General features: G+C 43.0%; 16 protein-coding genes and 1 tRNA gene. 13 read left to right on the top strand and 4 right to left on the bottom strand.

Annotated features, from left to right (window positions below):
- The first annotated feature begins 21 nt into the window (after positions 1–21).
- On the top strand, positions 22–984 hold the full coding sequence (locus tag R2Q78_RS18030; protein ID WP_316793944.1) for a DUF4302 domain-containing protein: 963 nt from the start codon (positions 22–24) through the stop codon (positions 982–984).
- A 156-nt stretch (positions 985–1,140) separates the two neighbouring features.
- Positions 1,141–1,815: a competence protein gene (locus R2Q78_RS18035; protein ID WP_316793945.1), complete on the top strand. Its 675-nt coding sequence runs from the start codon at positions 1,141–1,143 to the stop codon at positions 1,813–1,815.
- 15 nt (positions 1,816–1,830) lie between these two features.
- Here the strand turns inward: R2Q78_RS18035 and R2Q78_RS18040 are convergent, their stop codons facing one another.
- Positions 1,831–2,064: a hypothetical protein gene (locus R2Q78_RS18040; RefSeq protein ID WP_316793946.1), complete on the bottom strand. Its 234-nt coding sequence runs from the start codon at positions 2,062–2,064 to the stop codon at positions 1,831–1,833.
- A gap of 173 nt (positions 2,065–2,237) precedes the next feature.
- Here R2Q78_RS18040 and R2Q78_RS18045 point away from each other — a divergent pair, with 173 nt between their 5' ends.
- From R2Q78_RS18045 to R2Q78_RS18090, 10 genes are all read left to right on the top strand, one after another.
- On the top strand, positions 2,238–2,657 hold the full coding sequence (locus R2Q78_RS18045) for a hypothetical protein (RefSeq protein ID WP_316793947.1): 420 nt from the start codon (positions 2,238–2,240) through the stop codon (positions 2,655–2,657).
- A gap of 147 nt (positions 2,658–2,804) precedes the next feature.
- Positions 2,805–5,459 (top strand): glycoside hydrolase family 78 protein, encoded by a 2,655-nt coding sequence (locus R2Q78_RS18050; protein WP_316793948.1) that lies wholly within the window; start codon positions 2,805–2,807, stop codon positions 5,457–5,459.
- 23 nt (positions 5,460–5,482) lie between these two features.
- The gene (locus R2Q78_RS18055) at positions 5,483–8,167 is read left to right on the top strand and encodes a glycoside hydrolase family 78 protein (protein ID WP_316793949.1); all 2,685 of its coding nucleotides are present in this window, start codon (positions 5,483–5,485) and stop codon (positions 8,165–8,167) included.
- A gap of 15 nt (positions 8,168–8,182) precedes the next feature.
- On the top strand, positions 8,183–9,214 hold the full coding sequence (locus R2Q78_RS18060; RefSeq protein WP_316793950.1) for a GntR family transcriptional regulator: 1,032 nt from the start codon (positions 8,183–8,185) through the stop codon (positions 9,212–9,214).
- A gap of 116 nt (positions 9,215–9,330) precedes the next feature.
- Positions 9,331–10,410: an L-rhamnose/proton symporter RhaT gene (gene rhaT, locus R2Q78_RS18065; RefSeq protein WP_316793951.1), complete on the top strand. Its 1,080-nt coding sequence runs from the start codon at positions 9,331–9,333 to the stop codon at positions 10,408–10,410.
- 23 nt (positions 10,411–10,433) lie between these two features.
- Positions 10,434–12,554: a bifunctional aldolase/short-chain dehydrogenase gene (locus R2Q78_RS18070; RefSeq protein WP_316793952.1), complete on the top strand. Its 2,121-nt coding sequence runs from the start codon at positions 10,434–10,436 to the stop codon at positions 12,552–12,554.
- A 13-nt stretch (positions 12,555–12,567) separates the two neighbouring features.
- Positions 12,568–13,842: a TIM barrel protein gene (locus R2Q78_RS18075; RefSeq protein ID WP_316793953.1), complete on the top strand. Its 1,275-nt coding sequence runs from the start codon at positions 12,568–12,570 to the stop codon at positions 13,840–13,842.
- A 3-nt stretch (positions 13,843–13,845) separates the two neighbouring features.
- Positions 13,846–15,192 carry an FGGY-family carbohydrate kinase gene (locus R2Q78_RS18080; protein WP_316793954.1) on the top strand — a complete coding sequence of 449 codons (1,347 nt, stop codon included), beginning with the start codon at positions 13,846–13,848 and terminating at the stop codon, positions 15,190–15,192.
- Positions 15,193–15,541: 349 nt separating this feature from the next.
- Positions 15,542–15,982 (top strand): hypothetical protein, encoded by a 441-nt coding sequence (locus tag R2Q78_RS18085; protein WP_316793955.1) that lies wholly within the window; start codon positions 15,542–15,544, stop codon positions 15,980–15,982.
- A gap of 18 nt (positions 15,983–16,000) precedes the next feature.
- Positions 16,001–16,450, top strand: a complete 450-nt coding sequence (locus R2Q78_RS18090; RefSeq protein WP_316793956.1) for a hypothetical protein — start codon at positions 16,001–16,003, stop codon at positions 16,448–16,450.
- Positions 16,451–16,461: 11 nt separating this feature from the next.
- On the opposite strand, the gene R2Q78_RS18095 is transcribed toward R2Q78_RS18090, so the two are convergent.
- The 3 genes from R2Q78_RS18095 to R2Q78_RS18105 all read right to left on the bottom strand — a co-directional run bounded on the left by R2Q78_RS18095 (position 16,462) and on the right by R2Q78_RS18105 (position 19,932).
- On the bottom strand, positions 16,462–17,403 hold the full coding sequence (locus tag R2Q78_RS18095) for an EamA family transporter (RefSeq protein ID WP_316793957.1): 942 nt from the start codon (positions 17,401–17,403) through the stop codon (positions 16,462–16,464).
- Between the two features lie 85 nt (positions 17,404–17,488).
- Entirely contained in the window at positions 17,489–19,612 is a 2,124-nt protein-coding gene (locus R2Q78_RS18100; RefSeq protein ID WP_316793958.1) for a hypothetical protein, read from the bottom strand.
- A 248-nt stretch (positions 19,613–19,860) separates the two neighbouring features.
- A tRNA-Arg gene (locus tag R2Q78_RS18105) sits at positions 19,861–19,932 on the bottom strand.
- A 184-nt stretch (positions 19,933–20,116) separates the two neighbouring features.
- Between R2Q78_RS18105 and mgtE the strand changes: the two genes are divergently transcribed.
- On the top strand, positions 20,117–21,487 hold the full coding sequence (mgtE, locus tag R2Q78_RS18110) for a magnesium transporter (protein WP_316793959.1): 1,371 nt from the start codon (positions 20,117–20,119) through the stop codon (positions 21,485–21,487).
- Positions 21,488–21,497 lie beyond the last annotated feature (10 nt).

Consider the following 21,497-nt stretch of genomic DNA (forward strand, 5'->3'; position numbering starts at 1 on the left):
TAAACTTTAAAAGAACTAAAGATGAAAACAATATATAAAATCACTTTTTTTATCGCCATTATGGCTGTGCTTGCCTCCTGTAAAAAGGATGAGTTATTGGATGGGAGCCAGGCAAAAAGTCGCGCAAATGCTTTAGAAAAAGAATTTAAAACGCAATTGCACAATTCAAAAGACGGGTGGGTATTATTTATAACCACTACCAATCCTGACATCAGAACAGCTGTGCCCCTGATTTTGAAATTTGATACCGCCTTAAATAAGGTAAGTGTTAAATCTATTTATGGGAATGAGGACAGGACAACTTACTTCAACATATCAGCGGCTACGGGAATGCCGTTGTTTAGCTTTGCTACCGGATCTATTATTTCAGATATCTATGAAATAGGCGGTACAAACGTAACAGACTATTTCTTTAAGGTGTTGAGCGTGTCTAAAGATGTCATTGAATTACAGTCTTACAGAAAAGGGACTGCTTCTGCAAGTGAAGGCGGTGCGATTTTTAAAATGGTTAAAAACGAGAATTTACCATGGGTAAAAGACTGGGAGCAGGAGACTGCTAAACTATTTGCGCAGACTCGTTTCTTTGGGTTTTATCTAAACGCAGAAATGACCTATGCCGCCGGAGATGTATTTGCGCCCGCCAGAGTTTACTTTTTAAACCAGTCGGCAGGAAACGTTACTTTCTTAAAGGCTAACTATCCGACCATCTCTAATAATAAGACAGTAGATGCAGTAACATTCGGATATGCACCACCTGTGGGTGCTGCCCAGACTCCTCTGGCTATGATGGGTTACAACTCTATCTTTTATGAGTCTACATTGGCATTTACACCTGCTTCATTATTTAGCACAGGCCCTCAAGCGCTTATGAAGCTGTTTAAAACCAACTATTTCCTGATCAGAAAAATCAATGCTTCATCTATTGATGTGTTTGCATTGGACAAAGACGGTAAAGAAATTATTACCGGAAAAATCAGTCTTTAATTAGGAAATACGCTCCAGTTTAGCCTCCTGCAATTCTTTTAGTAGAATAGCAGGAGGTTTTTTAATATCAAAAATCTGAGATTTTATAAAATATTTTGGACTGCTAAACAGATTAGTATAATTTTGTCTGAGTGCTAAAATTATCAGCATGCTGTTATGGATTTCAATTCTTCCTTATTTTCTTCTACTGATGCATTGCAGGTTGTTTCCGAACAAAGAGAAAAGCAGGCTTTGCGATCTTTTGGAGAAACACCATGGCACCGCAACTGGAAAAAAGTTTTTCCACGTACTTTTCAGGAAGTAAGTTTTGTGGATAAAGGCTTGGGAGATTTACATAGAGCAGATATATACACACCATGTGGTACAACTATAGAATTTCAGAATTCGCCTATTTGTATAGAAGAGCTGGAAAGCAGGGAAGCATTTTATCCAAAACTCGTGTGGGTACTGAACGGAAAGAAATTTAAAGGCTTTAGGATTCTGAAGCATCTGCCGGATGTAGATGATCCTAAGCTTGCGGGATATGAATTCTGTCATACCGATCACTTGTCTGTGATCCGGAGAACAGATCTGCTAAATGGAGCTGGCAGGGCTAAGGTATTGAATTTTCACCATCCCGAATTGAGGGATATTCCCCTTACTTCCCATTATTATTCTTTTTGTTGGAAACATCCCCACAGGGTGTGGTATCAGGCTAAATGTCCTATCATTGTTGATCTTGGTGGCCATTTTCTTTATCAGCTCAAGCAACGGAGCCAGTTGTCCGGAGACTATGCCTATCTGCATATGATACCCAGAAAAGACTTCATAGGTAGATATATTAGTGTTTGATTGCGGTTATTAGCTTTATAAGGTAAATTTAAAGTTTTTGAGTAGTGTTGAAATATCATCCTGATCAATTGACGAAGGATGATGGAACTGTTTGTTCAGGAGTTCTTCAGATATATCAATACTCCCGGTTGAGGTTCTCAATAATACTCCGGAATCGTTCCTTTTGGAGAACACATATTCACCAACTCCCGGGTTCAATTCCTGAAGTCTGATTAGCAGTTCGTAAATCACATAGGTTGCTATTTCCATTGTGCAAAACTAAAATAACATTGAGATAACAATGAATTATCATTATGTTAACATGTCGCCAGATGCGAATGTATGCTTAACATTCACAATTAAATATAAGTGATAAAAGAGAAGTCAGACTGTAGCGTTTTAGCTAATTTTGGCGTTATGGTTTAAAACCAAAATTTAAACATATGAAAAAAATAGCGCTTTTATTATTGATGGGTACAGCCATGCTCTCTTGTCAAAAAGACAGAGGAAGATCTGGTTGTGAAGACAAGATGTGTACCTATGAATATCGTTCAGTGAGCATAAGATTCGTCGACAAGAACGGCGCGCCTGCTGAAGTCACAGACTTTAGTGTAGTTAATCAGAGGACCGGAGAAAAAATATATGCCAGTTCCGCAGCGGCGATCAACATGATAAAAGGAAGCTTTTTAGTGGTTGACGATGGAAACCTATATAGCCTGTCCGAAGCAGGAGATAATTTGAAAGTTACCGGTACTTCCGTAGAGACCAAACAGACCAAATCCGCGGTGCTTAAAATAAGCGGAGGTAAATGCGCATGCCACATCAGCAAGATTTCCGGGCCTGATCAGATTGCCTTCGATTAGTATACCCCTTTAATTACATATTTATTCCTAATGCAGACTGAATCAAAACGTTCAGTCTGCCTATATTATGGCAGCAGCACAGGACAGTACATGACACCTGTTTGAAAAATATTGCGGATACTAGTAGAATCCGAATATATTTAAATCATGATGAAACTGGCTACTCAAACACCCCTTAAAAGGTTAGTGCAATCCACAGTATTAGTATTGTTATTTGCAGCTCATCTTCCTGTCTTTGCCCAAAAACTGGCATTGTACGACCTGAAGGTCGAATATCAGGACAATCCACTTAATATAGAAACACCTCAGCCCCGATTTAGCTGGAAACTTCGAACCGAAATCAAAAGTACGATGCAGGCTTTTTATGAGATCAGGGTAGGTACTGACTTGAAAAATATAGGTTCCAGCTGGAAAACTGCAAAGACAAGCGATCAGTCGGTGCATGTGCTTTATGAAGGAGCTGCATTGCAGCCCAGAACACGCTACTATTGGCAGGTACGGGTAAAAGACAACCATGGGAATACTTCTGCCTGGAGCGAACCTAAGTTCTGGCAGATGGGTTTGAATAGTGCAGAATGGACTGCAAAATGGATCTCTGCTGATCAGGATACATCGAGAAAAAGCCCCTTATTCAGAAAGCAGTTCAATCTGGGCAAAACCCTGAAACATGCCGTAGCTTACATTACAGCAAAGGGCTTGTATGAAGCACAGATCAATGGTAAAAAGGTTGGTGACAGCTATTTTACGCCAGGCTGGACCAGCTATGCCAAACGCTTGCAATATCAGACGTATGACGTAACAGGGTTATTCAAAAAGGGCGATAACGCTATAGGTGTCGCCTTAGGCGATGGGTGGTACCGTGGGTACATTGGCTTTGGCAATCAACGGAATTTTTACGGAAGTACCAGAGCTTTGCTTTTGCAGATTGAACTGACTTATACAGATGGTACAAAACAAACCATCCAAACTGACGACAGTTGGAAAACCAGTTACGGGCCTATTTTATCTTCTGATATTTACAATGGTGAATATTATGATTCCAGGTTAGAAAAGAATGGCTGGAATAGTACAGGATATGTTGAAGATACTTCATGGAAGCCGGTAAAAGTGCTGAATGATGGAAAGAATGAATTAGTAGGGATGGTGGGTCCAACGGTGAAAAAACATGAAGAATTTAAAGTCCTAAAACTGATCAGGACGCCGAAGGGTGAAACAGTGGTTGACTTTGGACAGAACCTCGTAGGTTGGGTGAAGCTCAAAATTAAAGGTGCTGAAGGTACAAACATTACGCTTAGTCATGCAGAGGTACTGGATAAGGCCGGGAATTTTTATACAGAGAATTTAAGGAGGGCAAAACAGCAAAATACCTATATCCTGAATGGAAGCGAACAGACGTTCGAGCCGCATTTTAGCTTTCAGGGCTTTAGGTATGTAAAGATTGAAGGTTACCCGGGCCAGATAGATACAGCGGGTTTAACAGCTGTGGCAGTATATTCAAATATGCAGCAAACCGGCTCTTTTGTTACCTCCAATAAACTGCTAAACCAATTGCAGCACAATATCCAATGGGGGCAAAAAGGCAATTTTGTTGATGTACCTACGGATTGTCCGCAGCGGGATGAACGCCTCGGCTGGACAGGCGATGCACAGGCTTTTTACCGTACTGCTGCTTACAATATGGATGTAGCAGGCTTTTTTACGAAATGGCTGAAAGACCTCAAAGCAGACCAGCAACCCAATGGAAGCGTGCCGCATGTCATTCCTAACGTGCTTGGTGCAGGAGATGGGGGATCTGCAGGCTGGGCAGATGTTTCTACCATCATTCCATGGGATATGTATGTGGCTTATGGCGATAAACGCATTCTTGAAGAACAGTACGAAAGCATGAAAAGCTGGGTGAATTTCATCCAGGGAAAATCAAAAAATAATTTATGGAATACTACGTGGCATTTTGGCGACTGGCTGTTTTACACACCAGATGACGATGTAGATGGCAGGTCGGCGGTGACAGATAAACACTTGATTGCACAAACTTTTTATGCACACTCTACACAGCTATTGCTCAATGCAGCAACGGTATTAGGTAAACAGGACGATATAGCGAAATACACCAAATTGCTGGCAGATGTAAAGGCCGCTTTTGTAAGTGAATACCTTACGCCAAACGGCAGAATGGTTTCAGGTACTCAGACGGCTTATGTATTGGCATTGCAATTCGATATGCTGCCGGAAGCATTAAGGGCACAGGCAGCAGAACGACTGGCGAAAAATGTAAAAGATTACGGTAATCACCTGACAACGGGATTTTTGGGGACACCTTACTTATGTCATGTGCTGAGCAGGTTTGGTTATACCGATGTCGCCTATGATTTGCTGATGCAGGAGAGTTATCCTTCCTGGTTATACCCGGTAAAAATGGGTGCCACAACCATATGGGAAAGATGGGATGGGATTAAACCCGATGGTAGTTTCCAGAACGCAGGCATGAACTCTTATAACCATTATGCATATGGCGCTATTGGCGACTGGATGTACCGGACTATGGCCGGTATCAATTCTGAAGAAGCAGCACCGGGTTATAAAAAGATTACCATAAAACCACAACCAGGCGGTAAAATTGAAAGTGTCAGTGCCGAATTGATGACCAGCTATGGATTGGTGAAATCTGCATGGAAAATTGAGGGCGACTTGTTTAAACTGGATGTGGTGATTCCGCCAAATACTACTGCTTCGGTGATTTTGCCAGGAAAGCAGGCACAGGAGCTTGGTTCCGGTACTTATCACCTGGAAACAAAACGCTAACTTACCTTACAAAAAAGATACTGATGAAATTTAATTTACCGAAACTATTTCGATTTTCCGTGCTGATGCTGGTTGCCTTTCCCTTACCTGAAAAGGCTTATTCTTTAGCTGGAGCGAAACCTGTTGACCTCCAGTGTGAACATTTATCTACACCGATAGGTATAGATGTCAGACAACCGCGGCTGTCCTGGAAACTAATGGATGACCGGCAGGGAGCAAGACAAACAGCTTACAGGTTAATCATCGGAACAGATTCGGCAACGGTAGCTAAAAACAAAGGCACTGCCTGGGACTCAGGTAAGTTGCTTTCTTCAAATAGTCTGGTTACTTATAATGGCAAGCCTTTAGCTCCTTTTACCAAATACTACTGGCTGGTGGAGGTGTGGGACAAGGACGGTAAGCCGGCATTAAATGCGGAAGTTTCCAGCTTTGAGACTGGAATGATGGAAATGAGCAATTGGAAGGGCAGCTGGATCAGTGACAGTCAGGATGTCAATACCAAGCCTGCACCCTACTTCAGAAAAATGTTCAGCGCAGAGAAAAAAATCAAATCCGCCAGGGCGTACATTGCCTGTGGAGGATTATACGAATTGTATCTTAATGGCAGGAAAGTAGGCAACCATAGAATGGATCCGATGTATACCCGTTTTGACAGACGTACTTTATATGTGAGCTATGATATAACCGGTCAGCTGCAGAATGGTAAGAATGCAATAGGTGTGCTGCTGGGTAATGGCTGGTATAACCACCAATCGACAGCAGTCTGGGATTTTCACAAAGCGCCATGGAGGAACCGCCCTGCATTTTGTCTTGATTTGAGGATTACCTATGCCGATGGTTCTGTGGAAACTGTAACCTCAGGAAGAGAATGGAAAACAGCGCTGAGCCCAATCATTTTTAACAGTATTTATACTGCGGAGCACTATGACGCAAGATTGGAGCAGAGCGGCTGGAATGCCGTTAACTTTGATGATACTAAGTGGAGAACATCCGTTCCAAGAAGTGCGCCATCTGATCAGATCGTTGCGCAGGTATTGCATCCGATAAGAAATGTAGAGACAATTCCGGCAAAGACGGTAAACAGGATCAATGATACGGCCTATGTTTTCGACCTTGGAAGAAATATATCTGGTGTGAGCCAGATTAAAGTTAGGGGTGAGGCGGGTACTGTAATCAGGTTGAAACATACAGAACGCCTGTATCCAAATGGGCGTGCTGATATGTCTAACATCGATCAGCATTATAGGCCAATTGGAGATCAAGATCCTTTTCAGACCGATATTTTTATTCTGAATGGCACCGGCGAGGAATCTTTTATGCCTCATTTCAATTACAAAGGATTTCAGTACGTGGAAGTAACCGCTGATAAACCTATAAAGTTAGATCAATCATCCATAACCGGATATTTTATGCACAGCGATGTGCCTGTAGCGGGGAATATCAAATCTTCTAATCCTACGCTGGATAAGATTTGGTACGCGGCCAATAATTCATACCTGTCCAATCTCTTCGGATACCCGACAGATTGCCCGCAAAGGGAAAAGAACGGATGGACTGGGGATGCGCATATTGCTGTAGAAACCGGATTGTACAATTTTGATGGTATCACCATTTATGAAAAATGGCTTGCCGACCATAGGGATGAGCAACAACCAAATGGAGTATTGCCATCTATTATTCCTACCGGTGGTTGGGGCTACGAATGGGGTAACGGGCCGGACTGGACGAGCACAATTGCTATCATTCCATGGAATATTTATCAATATTATGGTGACGCCGGCATATTGGCCAGCAATTACCAAAACATCAAACGCTATGTGGATCATATACAGGATATAGCTCCTTCCGGATTAACAGAATGGGGGCTTGGCGACTGGGTACCGGTCAGCACCAAACCTCCGGTTGAATTCACCTCATCGGTCTACTATTTTGTGGACGCTACGATACTGGCAAAGATCGCTGTGGTGCTGAATAAACCGGAAGATGCGAAGAAGTACCTGGCACTCGCTGAGAAGATAAGGGGTGCTTTCAATAAAAAATATTTAAATGCAGGTACGGGAATATATGGTACAGGGCTGCAAACAGAACTGAGCATGCCGTTGTACTGGGGGCTGGTACCCGATGCGCTTAAATCCAAAGTAGCGGCCAATCTGGCAAAAAAAGTAGCCGACAGTAACCATCACATAGATGTTGGTTTGTTGGGGACGAAAGCCATTCTGAACGCACTCAGCGAAAATGGTTATGCGGACCTGGCCTATCAGGTTGCGGTTCAGGAAACCTACCCATCATGGGGATGGTGGATTGTAAACGGCGCTACCACGCTTTATGAAAACTGGAGAATTGATGCCAAAAGTGACATTTCTTTAAACCATATCATGTTTGGGGAAATCGGCGGTTGGTTTTTTAAAGGCTTAGGCGGAATTAGAGTTGATGAATCACAACCGGGATTTAAAAATGTTTTGCTGCAGCCAAACTTTGTGTCCGGTCTAAACCATTTTGAAGCTAGTCATGACGGCCCTTACGGAGAGATTTTATCTTCCTGGAAAAGAGAAGGAAATGCAGTGATTTACACAGTAACTATCCCTGCAAACTCGACGGCGACCCTAATGCTCCCATTAGAAAATGGAAAGAAAGTTTACCAGCATGGAAAGATGATTTCAGGAAAAATGGAATTGAAGGCCGGTAAATACGAGTTTGAAATTAAATAATCTGTACTTTTAATCATGAAGCTGCCAGATTTCTTTGATTTTATTCATGTGGATGAATACTCCGCTACGCCCAAATATTTGCAGCTTTCCAATGCAATTATCAAAGCCGTAGAACAGGGCCAGCTGAAAAAGGAAAGTCTGTTGCCGTCAATTAATGAACTGAGCTTTAAACTTGAGATTTCACGAGATACAGCCGAGAAGGGCTATAAGTACCTGAAAAAAATCGGGGTCATCAATTCTGTGCCCGGTAAAGGTTATTACATCTCAAAAAATGAAATCAAGCGGAAGCTGAAGGTATTTCTGTTATTTAACAAGCTGAGTGCACACAAGAAGATTGTTTATGATGCATTTATTGCTGCACTGGGAGATGATGTTGCAGTAGATTTTTACATCTATAACAATGACTTTACCCTGTTTAAGCGTTTTTTGACAAACAGAAAAGAAGATTATTCTCACTATGTGATCATCCCTCATTTTATAGAAGGTGAGGAATATGCGAAGGACATCATCAATACTATTCCCAAGGACAAGTTAATTCTCCTTGATAAAAAGATACCGGGTATTGAGGGAGAATATGCCGCTGCTTACGAAAACTTTGAGAAGAACATTTATGATGCTTTGGAGCAGGCGCGTACCCACCTCGGCAAATACCATACATTAAAGATCATTTTTCCAAAACGGAGCTACTTCCCTAAGGAAATATTGGAAGGCTTTCATCGCTTTTGTCAGCAATACGCATTTTCCCATAAAGTAGTGAATGACATCGCTGCAGAGCCGATCCAGGAGGGAGAAGTATTCATCAATCTGATGGAAGATGACCTCGTGACCCTTGTCGAGCGGATTGTGGGTATGAAGCTAAAGATTGGTAAAGATGTAGGTGTGATCTCCTACAACGAAACCCCTTTAAAAAAGATCATCCTGAATGGCATCACCACCATATCGACAGACTTTAAATTTATGGGAACGGTTGCTGCACAGCTGATCCTGGACAATTCTAGGAGGCATATTGAAGTGCCTTTTTATTATACGAAAAGAGCTTCAGTCTGATCCACACTGTTTAAGCAGAATAACATTGCTGCATCATGATAGTACATGACAGTTGATCGCTCCAACTTGCATAAATTAGGAATCATTATTCTAACCAAATATAAAAGCTTAATCAAATGCAGGTAATTCTGGGTGTCATTTTTCATTTCATTGGCGGCTTCGCTTCCGGTAGTTTCTATATTCCTTATAAAAAAGTAAAGGGTTGGTCCTGGGAGAGTTACTGGATTGTGGGCGGAGTTTTTTCCTGGCTGATTGTACCACCGCTTGCGGCGTATCTGACCATTCCTGGTTTTGGGGATATCATTGCCGCTACCAATGGCAAGATCATTCTGCTTACTTATTTCTTTGGCGTTTTATGGGGCATAGGTGGACTAACTTATGGACTGGGAGTGCGCTATCTCGGGGTTTCACTGGGGAGTTCCATCATCCTTGGGCTGTGCTCGGTATTCGGGGCCCTGATCCCTTCAATTTATTACAATTTTAATCCTAGGCCAGGCAAGGATAGTTTTTCAGATATGGTCGGCAGTTCATGGGGACAAATGGTGCTCATAGGATTGCTGGTTTGCATAATTGGGATCGTTATATGTGGCAAAGCAGGAGGAATGAAGGAAAAAGACCTGATTGCTGAGGGAAAAGGCGATCCATCCAATAAAGAATATAAACTGGGGCTGGGACTAATTGTATCGATCATATCCGGTATCCTGAGTGCCTGCTTTGCTTTCGGTATAGATGCAGGTAAAGATATGGCACATCAGGCCAATGACATATGGAAAAGCAGCCATCCCGGAGCGGGTGAGTTCCTGTTCCAGAATAATGTGACCTATGTGGTGATCTTGTGGGGAGGTCTGACCACAAACCTGATCTGGTGCATGCTGCTCAATTTCCGCAACAAGACATTCGGGGATTATACCAATAAAAAGACGCCTTTGCTGGCCAATTATATCTTCTCTGCGATGGCAGGAATTACCTGGTTTTTACAATTTTTCTTTTATGGAATGGGAGAGAGTAAACTGGGCAATGGGGCCAGCTCCTGGATACTGCACATGGCATTTATCATACTGATCGCTAATGCCTGGGGATTGGTGTTAAAGGAATGGAGTGGGGTAAAAAGAAAAACACTGGTTACTATACTTGCAGGTATCGGGATTATTATCCTGTCGGTACTTATAGTAGGGTATGGAAATTCGATTAAATAAAACACATCAATTAATAATATTTTATGACTGCTAGAACAACCGATTTTAAACATGTAAGCTATTTGTGGGATGATGAACGGGCTGCGGCATTGGCTGGCGATGAGGTTGCATTGCTGATCTACCGTTCGAATTTACTTGGTGCAGATTTGCGCCTGACCAATTATGGCGGAGGAAATACTTCCTGCAAGGCGATGGCGAAACATCCCCTGACGGGTGAAGATACAGAGGTGATGTGGGTAAAAGGCTCGGGAGGAGATATTGGTACGCTGACCAAAGACGGACTTGCTGCCTTGTATGTGGACAGACTAAGGGACCTTAAAAATGTGTACCGCGGATTGGCACATGAAGATGAAATGGTGGCGCTTTTTAACCATTGTATTTATGACCTTCAATCTAAGGCTCCATCAATAGACACACCATTACATGGTTTGTTGCCTTTTAAACACATAGATCACCTCCATCCTGATGCGGCCATTGCTATTGCTGCGGCTAAAGATGGTGAAAGGATTACGCGGGAATTGTTTGGTGGAAGCATTGGCTGGGTACCATGGCAAAAACCAGGGTTTGAACTGGGGTTAATGCTGCGCAGGTGCCTGGATGAAAATCCCGGAATACGTGGGATTATGCTGGGTTCTCACGGCTTGTTTACATGGGGTGATACCGCATATGAGAGCTATATAAATACCCTTGAAGTTATAGAATGCTGTGCAGAGTACCTGGAGGAAAATTATGCTAAGAAAGGCCCGGTATTTGGTGGGCAACGTATAGGTGACGTTTCACAGGATTTGAGACAGCAGCAGGCAGCAGCCATTGCTCCGGTATTGAGGGGGTTCTGTTCGAGTGAAAAGCATATGGTAGGACACTTTACTGATGATGGCAGGGTGCTTGAATTTATCAATTCTTATGATCTGGCCAGATTGGCGCCTTTGGGGACAAGCTGTCCCGACCATTTTTTAAGGACTAAGATCAGTCCGCTGGTGCTGGATCTCAAACCCGATGAAGATCTGAGTGATGTCAAATCCCTGAAGGAAAGATTAGCTCCCGAATTTGAGGCCTATCGGAAAATGTACACTGCATACTATAATACCTGTAAACATGCCGATAGTCCGGCAATAAGAGATGCCAATCCGGTGATCATTTTGTATCCTGGCATAGGTATGTTTTCTTTCTCCAAGGACAAGCAGACTGCCCGTGTAGCTGCCGAATTTTATACCAATGCCATCAATGTCATGAAAGGGGCAGAAGCCATATCTGAGTATACTTCTTTACCCAGGCAGGAGGCGTTTAATATAGAATACTGGCTGCTGGAAGAGGCAAAGCTGCAAAGAATGCCCAAACCGAAACCATTGACGGGTAAAATTGCTTTGGTAACCGGTAGCGCAGGTGGAATTGGTAAAGCGATAGCAAGGAAGTTTATCCAGGAAGGAGCCTGTGCGGTAATCAATGACAATGATGCCGGCAGATTAGAGAAAGCAGATGTGGATTTTAGAACAGAATTTGGGAGAGACGCCCATACCTCGGTGCTGCTGGATGTGACCAGCGCTGAAAAAATTCATAGTGCCTTTGATGCCGCTAGTCTTACCTTTGGAGGAGTAGACATCGTGGTAAACTGTGCCGGAATTTCTATTTCGAAACCGATCGAAGAACATACAGAGAAAGATTGGGATTTACTGTATGACATTTTAGTGAAAGGGCAGTTTTTGGTGACACAGGCCGGGGTTGAAGTGATGCGCAAGCAAGATATAGGTGGAGACGTATTGAATATTGTCAGTAAAAACGCCCTGGTATCCGGCCCGAACAATGCTGGTTATGGATCAGCCAAGGCGGCACAGCTTCATTTGAGCAGGTTAAATGCAGCAGAACTGGGGGCGGATCACATCCGTGTGAACACCGTAAATCCAGATGCAGTGATCTCTGATAGCAAGATATGGGAAGGGGCATGGGCAGAAGGAAGGGCCAAGGCATATGGAATTACTGTAGAAGAGTTGCCCGCTTTCTATGCAAAGCGTACCTTGCTAAATGAAATGATCCTGCCGGAAGACATTGCAAATGCTTGTTTTGCTTTTACAGGAGGTCTGTTGAATAAATCAACCGGTAATGTATTGAATGTGGACGGGGGTGTTGCCAATGCTTTTGTTCGTTAGAAAATAAATAGATATGAAACTTGAGAATTATCACATAGAATCGCATAACAGTGAGCTACTCGCTAAACATGAGCAAAGGCTTTCCTTTGTGAAATCAGAAGTAGGCAATGCTGAATCCATCATACAAAAGCTGGTAGATTTTCAGATTGCGATTCCAAGCTGGGCTTTGGGTACCGGAGGAACCAGATTCGGACGCTTCTCATCAGGGGGTGAACCCAGAAATATTGAAGAAAAGATAGAAGATATAGGTTTGCTCCACAAGCTGAATGGCTCCAGCGGAGCAATATCATTACACATTCCCTGGGATACCGTTGAAAATACAGCTGGTATCAAAGCATTGGCTGCACAAAACGGCTTAAAATTTGACGCCATGAACTCCAATACCTTTCAGGATCAGCAGGGACAGGCACTAAGCTATAAATTTGGCTCGCTGCAGCATGTAGATAAAGCAGTGAGGCAACAGGCGATTGATCATAATATTGAAGTCATCAGGCAGGGTATAGAGCTAGGCTCCAAAGCACTTACGGTGTGGCTGGCTGATGGTTCTTGTTTTCCTGGTCAGCTCAATTTCAGGAAAGCCTTTCAAAATACGCTGGACAGCCTGACTGAAATTTATGCAGCATTGCCTGCCGACTGGAAAGTTTTTGTGGAGTATAAGGCCTTTGAACCTAATTTCTATTCCACTACAGTTGGTGATTGGGGGCAGTCGCTGCTATACGCCTCCAAGCTTGGCCCTAAAGCCTTTACGCTGGTCGACCTCGGTCACCACCTGCCCAATGCAAATATTGAACAGATCGTGGCGCTGTTGCTTATGGAAGGAAAACTGGGAGGTTTCCATTTCAATGACTCAAAATATGGAGATGATGACCTGACGGCAGGAAGCATGAAGCCTTATCAGTTGTTCCTCATTTTTAATGAACTGGTGGAGGGGATGGATGCCCGTGGAATGAATCATAAGGATGATCTGGGTTGGATGATTGATGCATCACACAATGTGAAAGATCCCCTGGAAGACCTGCTTCAATCTGTTGAAGCCATTACGATTGCCTATGCACAGGCACTCTCTGTAGACCGTAAAACCCTACAGGAGGCTCAGGCTGTAAACGATGTGGTGCGGTGTCAGGAAATTTTGCAACAAGCTTTCAGAACTGACCTTAGAGCATTGGTAGCGGAAGCACGTTTGCGTGCTGGTGCTGCTTTGGCTCCAATAGAGGCATTCAGAAAATATCAGATCAGATCAGAACTGATCAAAAATCGCGGTGACAAAACAGTAGCTACCGGATTATAAAGGATGGAAAACAAAAAAACTCCTGTAGTAGCGGTATTTGATGTGGGTAAGACCAATAAAAAGCTGTTTCTGTTTGATGAACGCTATAAGATCGTTTTTGAAAGGACAGCAAGGTTTACCGAAACGGTCGATGAAGACGGAGATCCATGTGAAAACCTGGAAAGTTTGAGGCTTTCAATCTTTGATTCCCTGCGCGAAGTATTCAGAAATCAGGAGTTTGAAGTCAGGGCCATTAACTTTGCTACCTATGGCGCTAGTTTTGTCTACATAGATGAAGAAGGGAAAGCCTTGGCGCCTCTATATAATTACTTAAAAGAATATCCTGAAGTACTAAAAAGGCGATTTTACGACACCTACGGTGGGGAAGAAGCTTTTTCTAATCTTACTGCTTCCCCTGTTTTAGGAAGCTTGAATTCAGGAATGCAGTTGTACCGAATCAAATATGAAAAGCCCGAATTGTTCAGGCGGATCAGGTATGCACTCCATCTGCCACAATACCTGAGTTACCTCATTTCAGGAAAAGCTTATTCTGACATCACCAGCATTGGCTGTCATACCAATTTATGGGATTTTACAAAAAACGAATACCATGATTGGGTTTTTAAAGAGGGGATAACCGAAAAACTGGCCCCTATTGTGCCTTCAGATACCGTAATGCCAGCTAATTTCCCTGGGAACAACTATGGCGTAGGAGCTGGTCTTCACGACAGTTCCTCAGCCCTGGTGCCTTACCTTGTAAGTTTTAATGAGCCCTTTATCCTGCTTTCTACAGGAACCTGGTGTATCAGTCTGAATCCTTTTAATTCAGCGGCACTTACAGCTGAAGAGTTAAAAAATGATTGCCTGTGCTACCTCCAGTATGAAGGTAAACCAGTGAAGGCATCACGTTTATTTGCCGGGTATGTTCACGAGCAGCAGGTAAAACGTATTGCTTCGCATTTTGGCCGTGATGTGATCAGCTATCGGACATTTGCTTATGATCCTGCAATTGTGGCTGGGTTGGATGGAGAGGCGATGATGGATTTCGCCGAAAGAGACCTTCAAAGTTATCCTTCAGATTTAATTGCATACCACCGGTTAATGCTTGATCTGGTAAGCCAGCAATACATTTCTACCACAATGGTATTGAAGGACACCGATGTGAAACGCATATTTGTAGATGGGGGATTTAGTAAAAATACCATATTTATGAATCTTCTGGCGCGGGCATTTCCCGAACTCGAGGTGTTTGCTGCACATATGGCGCAAGCTACTGCTGTAGGTGCGGCCCTTGCTATTCACAAATCATGGAATACAAAGCCCATGCCTAACGATATTATCGATCTTAAATACTATGCTGTCAGCCGCTGAGTTTAAGATATAGATACCTGAAAGTCCCCCCGGACATGGAATGTCAAAATCCTAAAAATATTGACATTTTCACCAAAATATATTATTAACATACAAAATATTAATTTATAGGAAATGTTTGGTTTGTGTTTTATCTTATAAGTATATTTGATAAAATTAAAAGTATGTGATAAACCAATAGTATACATTGCAAAATCTAGTATTTAGCGCTTAAGAATCCCGCTGTTGAACCTGGGAATTTTAGTATGAATGGGAAAATGGGTGAATAAGTGCTCGTGTGGAATTAACCGCGTTCTTATTTTAGATGTTTGTATCGTATTGGTTTGCTATCAAGTCAAATTGAGTCTGTATGAAAAGATCTAAGGTGCCAACACCATATATTCTAATAAAAGCCAGTACAACAAGTAAATGGGATGAAGTTACATTTGCCATCATCTGTACCTCAGATCATTGGAAGGCACTAATGAACCAGCGCTTGGAAGCGATCAGTCAATTTAAAACAAACCGGGATTTTTATTGTCATGTTTATTGGGATGCACCGTTGGGCTATTATACAGGTACTATGCCAACCAATCTGCTCGATAAAATCCTTCGGCGTCATGAGGATTATATTTTCATCACGCTGGAACCCGGAGAAGAGATAACACTGGCTAAACCGATCAACAAACTGGATGTACACCAGCTATTCATTACCAGGAATGGAATAGCACATTACAAGGCCTATGGTAAGTACACAGGAGAGGAATTCCGGACGGAGGAATTCAACCTGAACAGGCTTGTTAATGATTGACAACAAACTATTTTGAATATGATTAAAACGATACAATTGGTCGTGATGGTTATGCTTTGCCTGAATTTTTGCTTCAGCTACGCTACGAAAGGTTGTCCCCAGCCCCCGGCTACCCGAACTTACGTTTATTCTTTTAAGGGTTATAATTCAGGTTACAAGACGGGGCATCACTTCAATAAGAATGAACTTTTGAGGGGAAGAATCATTACCGTTCGTAATTATACGGTCGCTCAGCTTTTCGCTCTTGCTTTAAGATTGGAAAATCAGAAGCGAATCATCATTGATGTGCACGAACCTGAGAAACTAAAAATGAAATATTGTTATAAATTGGTAGTTCCTTATCAGCATCAGGACAATTTTTACGTGCTGATGCAAAGAAGTTTAGGTAAAGAGTTTCCTGAGTATGTTGTAAAAATGGAAAAGAGGAACAGGAGATATTTTATGGTGGTCAGGGATAAAGAAGAGTAAAGCTGTTGATGTTATTGCGTCGCAACAGATTTCTTGTACTTGGAGAGATTGATGAGTAAAACACTTCCCAGGATTACGATCAGCCCGATCACTTGAATACCACTGATCATTTCATCAGCAAAAAATACGGCCAACAATACTGCGACAACCGGATTCACATAGGCGTAAGTGCTCACCTGTGTAGCTGAGCGGACCTGTAATAACCATACATAAGCGCTGAAGGCTAATATTGACCCAAAAATAATTAGGTAGCCTATAGACCACCATGCTGATGCAGGAACATCCTGGAAATGGAATTGCTCAATTTCTCCTGATACAATACTGGCTGGTAGAAAAAATACTCCTGCAATAAGCATTTGCCAGGCAGTGGAAACCGCAGGGTTGGTATTGTTTCCAGGATGGTATTTAGAATATAGTGAGCCGCCAGCCCATCCAATAGGACCAATGATTAGCAGTACCATTCCAAGCACAGTTCTTTTGTCTTGTCCCACTTCAAAACCTGAAAGCTGCTCCCAAAAAAGCAGGATTACACCCAGAAAACCAATGATCAATCCGGCTGCAGTAAATTTATTGCTGAAATTCTGTTTCCAGAGTTTTTTATCCAGTATAACAAACCAGATTGCTGCTGACGATACCATTATGGCTACTAGTCCACTGGTCATAAACTGTTCAACCCAGATCACAATCCCATTACCTACACCAAGCATTAGCAAACCACTTATACCGGAGTTGAAAATACTTTTCCTGTCAAATATGGCAAGTCCGCTGAGTTTACACCAGGCAAGCAACAGCAACCCCGCAATGATGAACCTGAAAGTTCCCAGGAAGAATGGTGGAAATCCTTCCAGTGCTTTTGCAATGAAAAAGTAAGTGGAACCCCAGACCGTATAGACGATAAAGAAGGCCAGAATGACCAATAGGATCGAAGGTGTTTTTTTCTGAATTGAGGGCATGACGTTTTTTTACAAATAGAACATTTATAAAAGAGAATCGGGATAATTAACGAATAATCTAACAATTAAATTATTATTCCAGGTGCTATAATGCTTTTTTTAATCCTTCCCATTTTACAACCCATGAACCGTCTTTAGGAAAACCAGGGGCATTGCCAGTTGGTGCTCCATCCCATCCTGCGCTCATCATAGCTACGGCATAGAGTAAGCCCCCGTTGCCGGGGAAATAAGGGAAGGGGCCGCCACCATCTACAAGGCCGTGGTCTTCCAAACGAAATCCCGGGTAGTTGAGTAAATAATCTACTGCTTTATCGCCTTGTCCAAGTTTGGCAGCACACATTGCCAGCATCGGAAAATCCCATCCCCAGGTATGACTGAATTTCCAGGTTTCACCCACTTTTTTGAGTGTCCTTTCCATTGTCGGTACATCTACACCATCTCCAGGCAGCATACCGTAAGCACCGATCAGCGCGGGATGCTCAAAAGTATAATTCTTCCACATGTCATTGATGTTTTCCCAGGAAACATACAGTCCGTCCTTTACCGGAAGCGGAGAGAGTTTATTCAGTACATCAGTGTATTTTGGATTCGCCGGCATTTTTAATCTCCTGCGCCATTCCTGTGCAATTTTCAGACCTGTGCGCCAATAGCTGAGTTCAAATACTGGATTGATGGTCGTACGGGGATCTGCATTTTCAGAAACTACCTGTAGAGGATAGCCCAGAATGTAGCGGTCTTCATTCTTATTATAATGCGCATATGAAGCCATAAAATCGGCAGATTGCAACACCACATCTTTCCATTTGCTGAGGGTTTGGGCATTGGGATGCGCCCGGTAGTCCAGTTCGGCAAAGAATATAGGATGCGGCTGCTGCCAGATCAATAAGGCCGTAATGTCTAACGGCCATTCCCAGCGTTCATGATCGCCAATGGTTTTTGGCCATCTTGCGCCTTCATAGCCTTGCTTTTTTGCCCTTGCTATAGATGATCCCAGATGATCTCCATAAGCCTTCATGCTTGGGTTTAGCAGCGGCCACCTGTCCCAAAGGGCGTAATGTGTGCCATGCCACCAGATCATTTCGTAATGGTATTTTCCGTACCAGCCATTGTTGACCAGTCCACTCTCTTGAGGAGGAAGGGAGCCGGCTTCGTTGATGGCCATGACGTACTGAGAGAGCACGATACGCCTTTCTAGCTCTTTCCATCTTGCATCCTTGCTTTCAGAGAGGTCTATAGCCCCGCCACTTTTCCAGAATTTCTCCCACTTCCTGATGCTTTCTGTACTGGTCTGTGCGAAACCTGACAGCTCAGATTTTATGGGGTTTTTAGAAAAAGAAAGACTGATTTCAGCTTCGTTTTTACCTGCGAACTGAAGTTCATATCGGTGTTTTTTTGTTTCTTTTATAGCACCTCCGTTTTTCCATTGTAGCCTGACATCATATTCAGTATCATCAAGCTTTCTATGAAAATTGGTGTGGCCGTTGGAAAATACGGACTTCGTTATATGCTTATTTGGATTGTTCCAGTCTGCACCATTTCCAAATTCAGCCATGGAAGCGTAAGGAAATTCAAGGAATGCCCCGATCAGCCCGTCGTTTAGATTGTCTGCTTCAATTTTGATGGAGATGGCGTCTTGTGTAGGATGTCCTACGGTAGTCACCTTTATCTTTCGGCCTTCCAGTTCAAATGTACTGCTAACAATTCCTGTCCAGAGGTCTGTTTTCTGAACGGGATTTTGCAGATCTTTTAATACAGCCATGCTACCATCTTTTCTTTTCAGAATGAGGCCAAGTCTTCCAAGGTTAATGCGTTGCGGATTCCCTCTCATCCAATCGGATAACTTTTCCTGTTCCTTGTTTTCGATATCGTACCTGATCATACGACCCTGTGCATTCCATTCTTGCCCTTTAAAGTCAGCAGGAGTTTCCGAAGTGGGTAAAGGGAATTTGTGCCAGCCCCAGTTGGACATCGTATTGCCCGATTCGGTAAAGGTTTGCATACCCGTAATGTCAAAGCCATAAGCAAACTCACCGTTCCCTACCTGACCCGGCCCTTTCAGGTATCTGTTGGTGATGGTGATGTTGTGTCTGGTTACTACCGCTTTGCGGTCGATTTTTGAAGGCGCCGGCTGGGTGGCCCGGACACTTTGTATACTGAAAATTGAAAAGGCCAAAATCAGGGTTGCTGCCAATATCTGGAATTTGTTCATAGCTGGGATGTCGTATCTGGTTAATTCGAATTTTAAAAATAGGCATAACGATCTGAATTAGCATCCTGTACTGACCTGAGGTTTTCAGTAACCTGAGTTTAAACTGATTTGTCTTTTAGTGTAGGAAACAAGCGGTTGTATGCGGCTATCAATCGGTGATCATTCAGTAATACTATACTATCACTGGATAAATCAGATAGCAGGAGCAAAAAAACAGTCAGATCTAATAAAGACCTGACTGTTTTATGTGTCCCCGACGAGATTCGAACTCATATCGTTGGTACCGGAAACCAAAATTCTATCCATTGAACTACGGAGACAATTGCTTTTCGAGCGCATGCAAAAATAGAAAACAAATCTGGATAATAAAACCGTATGGAATTTATAAAGTAGAACAGTTAAAAAAAACGATAATATTCTGTTTAATTGCCCAGTTTTTTAAAAATAAAAAGGCATTTTTGCAGCAATAAGGCAATAAGGTCATGTAAAGAAAATCCCTGGTGTATGGAAGAAATGGTTGTTGAAGAAATCGAAAAGCTATTAGAGCTTGAAGATGATGCGCAATTAAAAGCTTATCTCGACGATCTGAATATCTCAGACGTAGAGCATCTGATAGACGAACTTCCCCAACATGCCGTTAAATTTATAGATACACTTTCAGTTAAGCGTGCCGTTAACGTATTCAGGATTTTGGATTTCCCTACCCAGGAGCGAATTATCAAGAAACTTTCAGGAAATAAACTTGCCGAACTGATCAACCTGCTTCCTCCCGACGACCGTACTTCATTGTTCAGTGAACTGAAGGGAGATGCCGTTAAAAAGCTGATCATTCTTTTGCCGGCCAAAGACAGGGTAGAAGCATTGTCGTTATTGGGTTATCAGGAAGACAGTGTGGGCAGGTTGATGACACCTGATTACGTCGCCGTAAAAAAAGACTGGACGGTAACACGAGTACTTTCTCACATCAGAAGGTATGGGAAAAACTCTGAGACCATTGATGTGATCTATGTGATTGATAAAGAAGGAGTATTGCTGGATGACATCAGGATCAGGGAAATCCTCCTGGCAGACCCCGATGCGAAGATTGGAGAGCTGACCGATCACCGTCTGATCTCACTTAAGGTAACCGACCCGCAGGAAGAGGCCATCAATGTGTTCAGGATGAACAATAGAGTGGCCCTGCCCGTCGTGGATGACAACAATGTATTGTTAGGCATAGTTACGGTAGATGACATCCTGTGGATTGCGAATGAAGAATATACAGAAGATATTCATAAGATAGGGGGTACCCAGGCACTGGATGAGCCCTATCTGGATGTGCCGGTTTTTGAACTGTATAAAAAACGTGTGGTATGGCTGATCGTGCTTTTCTTTGGAGAGCTACTGACGATTTTTGCCATGTCCAATTTTGAAAGCCAGATAGAAAAAGTGGTAATCCTGGCGACGTTTATCCCATTGATCATTTCGAGTGGGGGAAATAGTGGTTCTCAGGCCGCGACCCTGATCATTCAGGCCATGGCACTCGGTGAAATCACGATTAAAGACTGGTGGCGGGTAATGCGGAGGGAGATTTTTTCCGGTATTTTTCTTGGAACGACATTGTGCCTGCTGAGCTTTTCTGTGATCATTTGCTGGCAACTCATTTCCGGGTCGCTGGAAGAGCCAACGCGGATAGGCCTTGTAGTAGGCTGCTCACTGGTGGGTGTGGTACTTTGGGGTACACTGATGGGATCGATGCTGCCCTTGCTGCTGAAGAAACTGGGGGCTGACCCTGCTGTATCATCAACGCCGTTTGTAGCTACCCTCGTAGATGTAACCGGCTTGATCATCTATTTTTCTATGGCAATGCTGTTTTTAAAAGGCGTATTGCTTTAGTCATATTTCC

This window comes from Pedobacter frigoris, from assembly GCF_032678645.1.
In the GTDB taxonomy this organism is placed as follows: domain Bacteria; phylum Bacteroidota; class Bacteroidia; order Sphingobacteriales; family Sphingobacteriaceae; genus Pedobacter; species Pedobacter frigoris_A.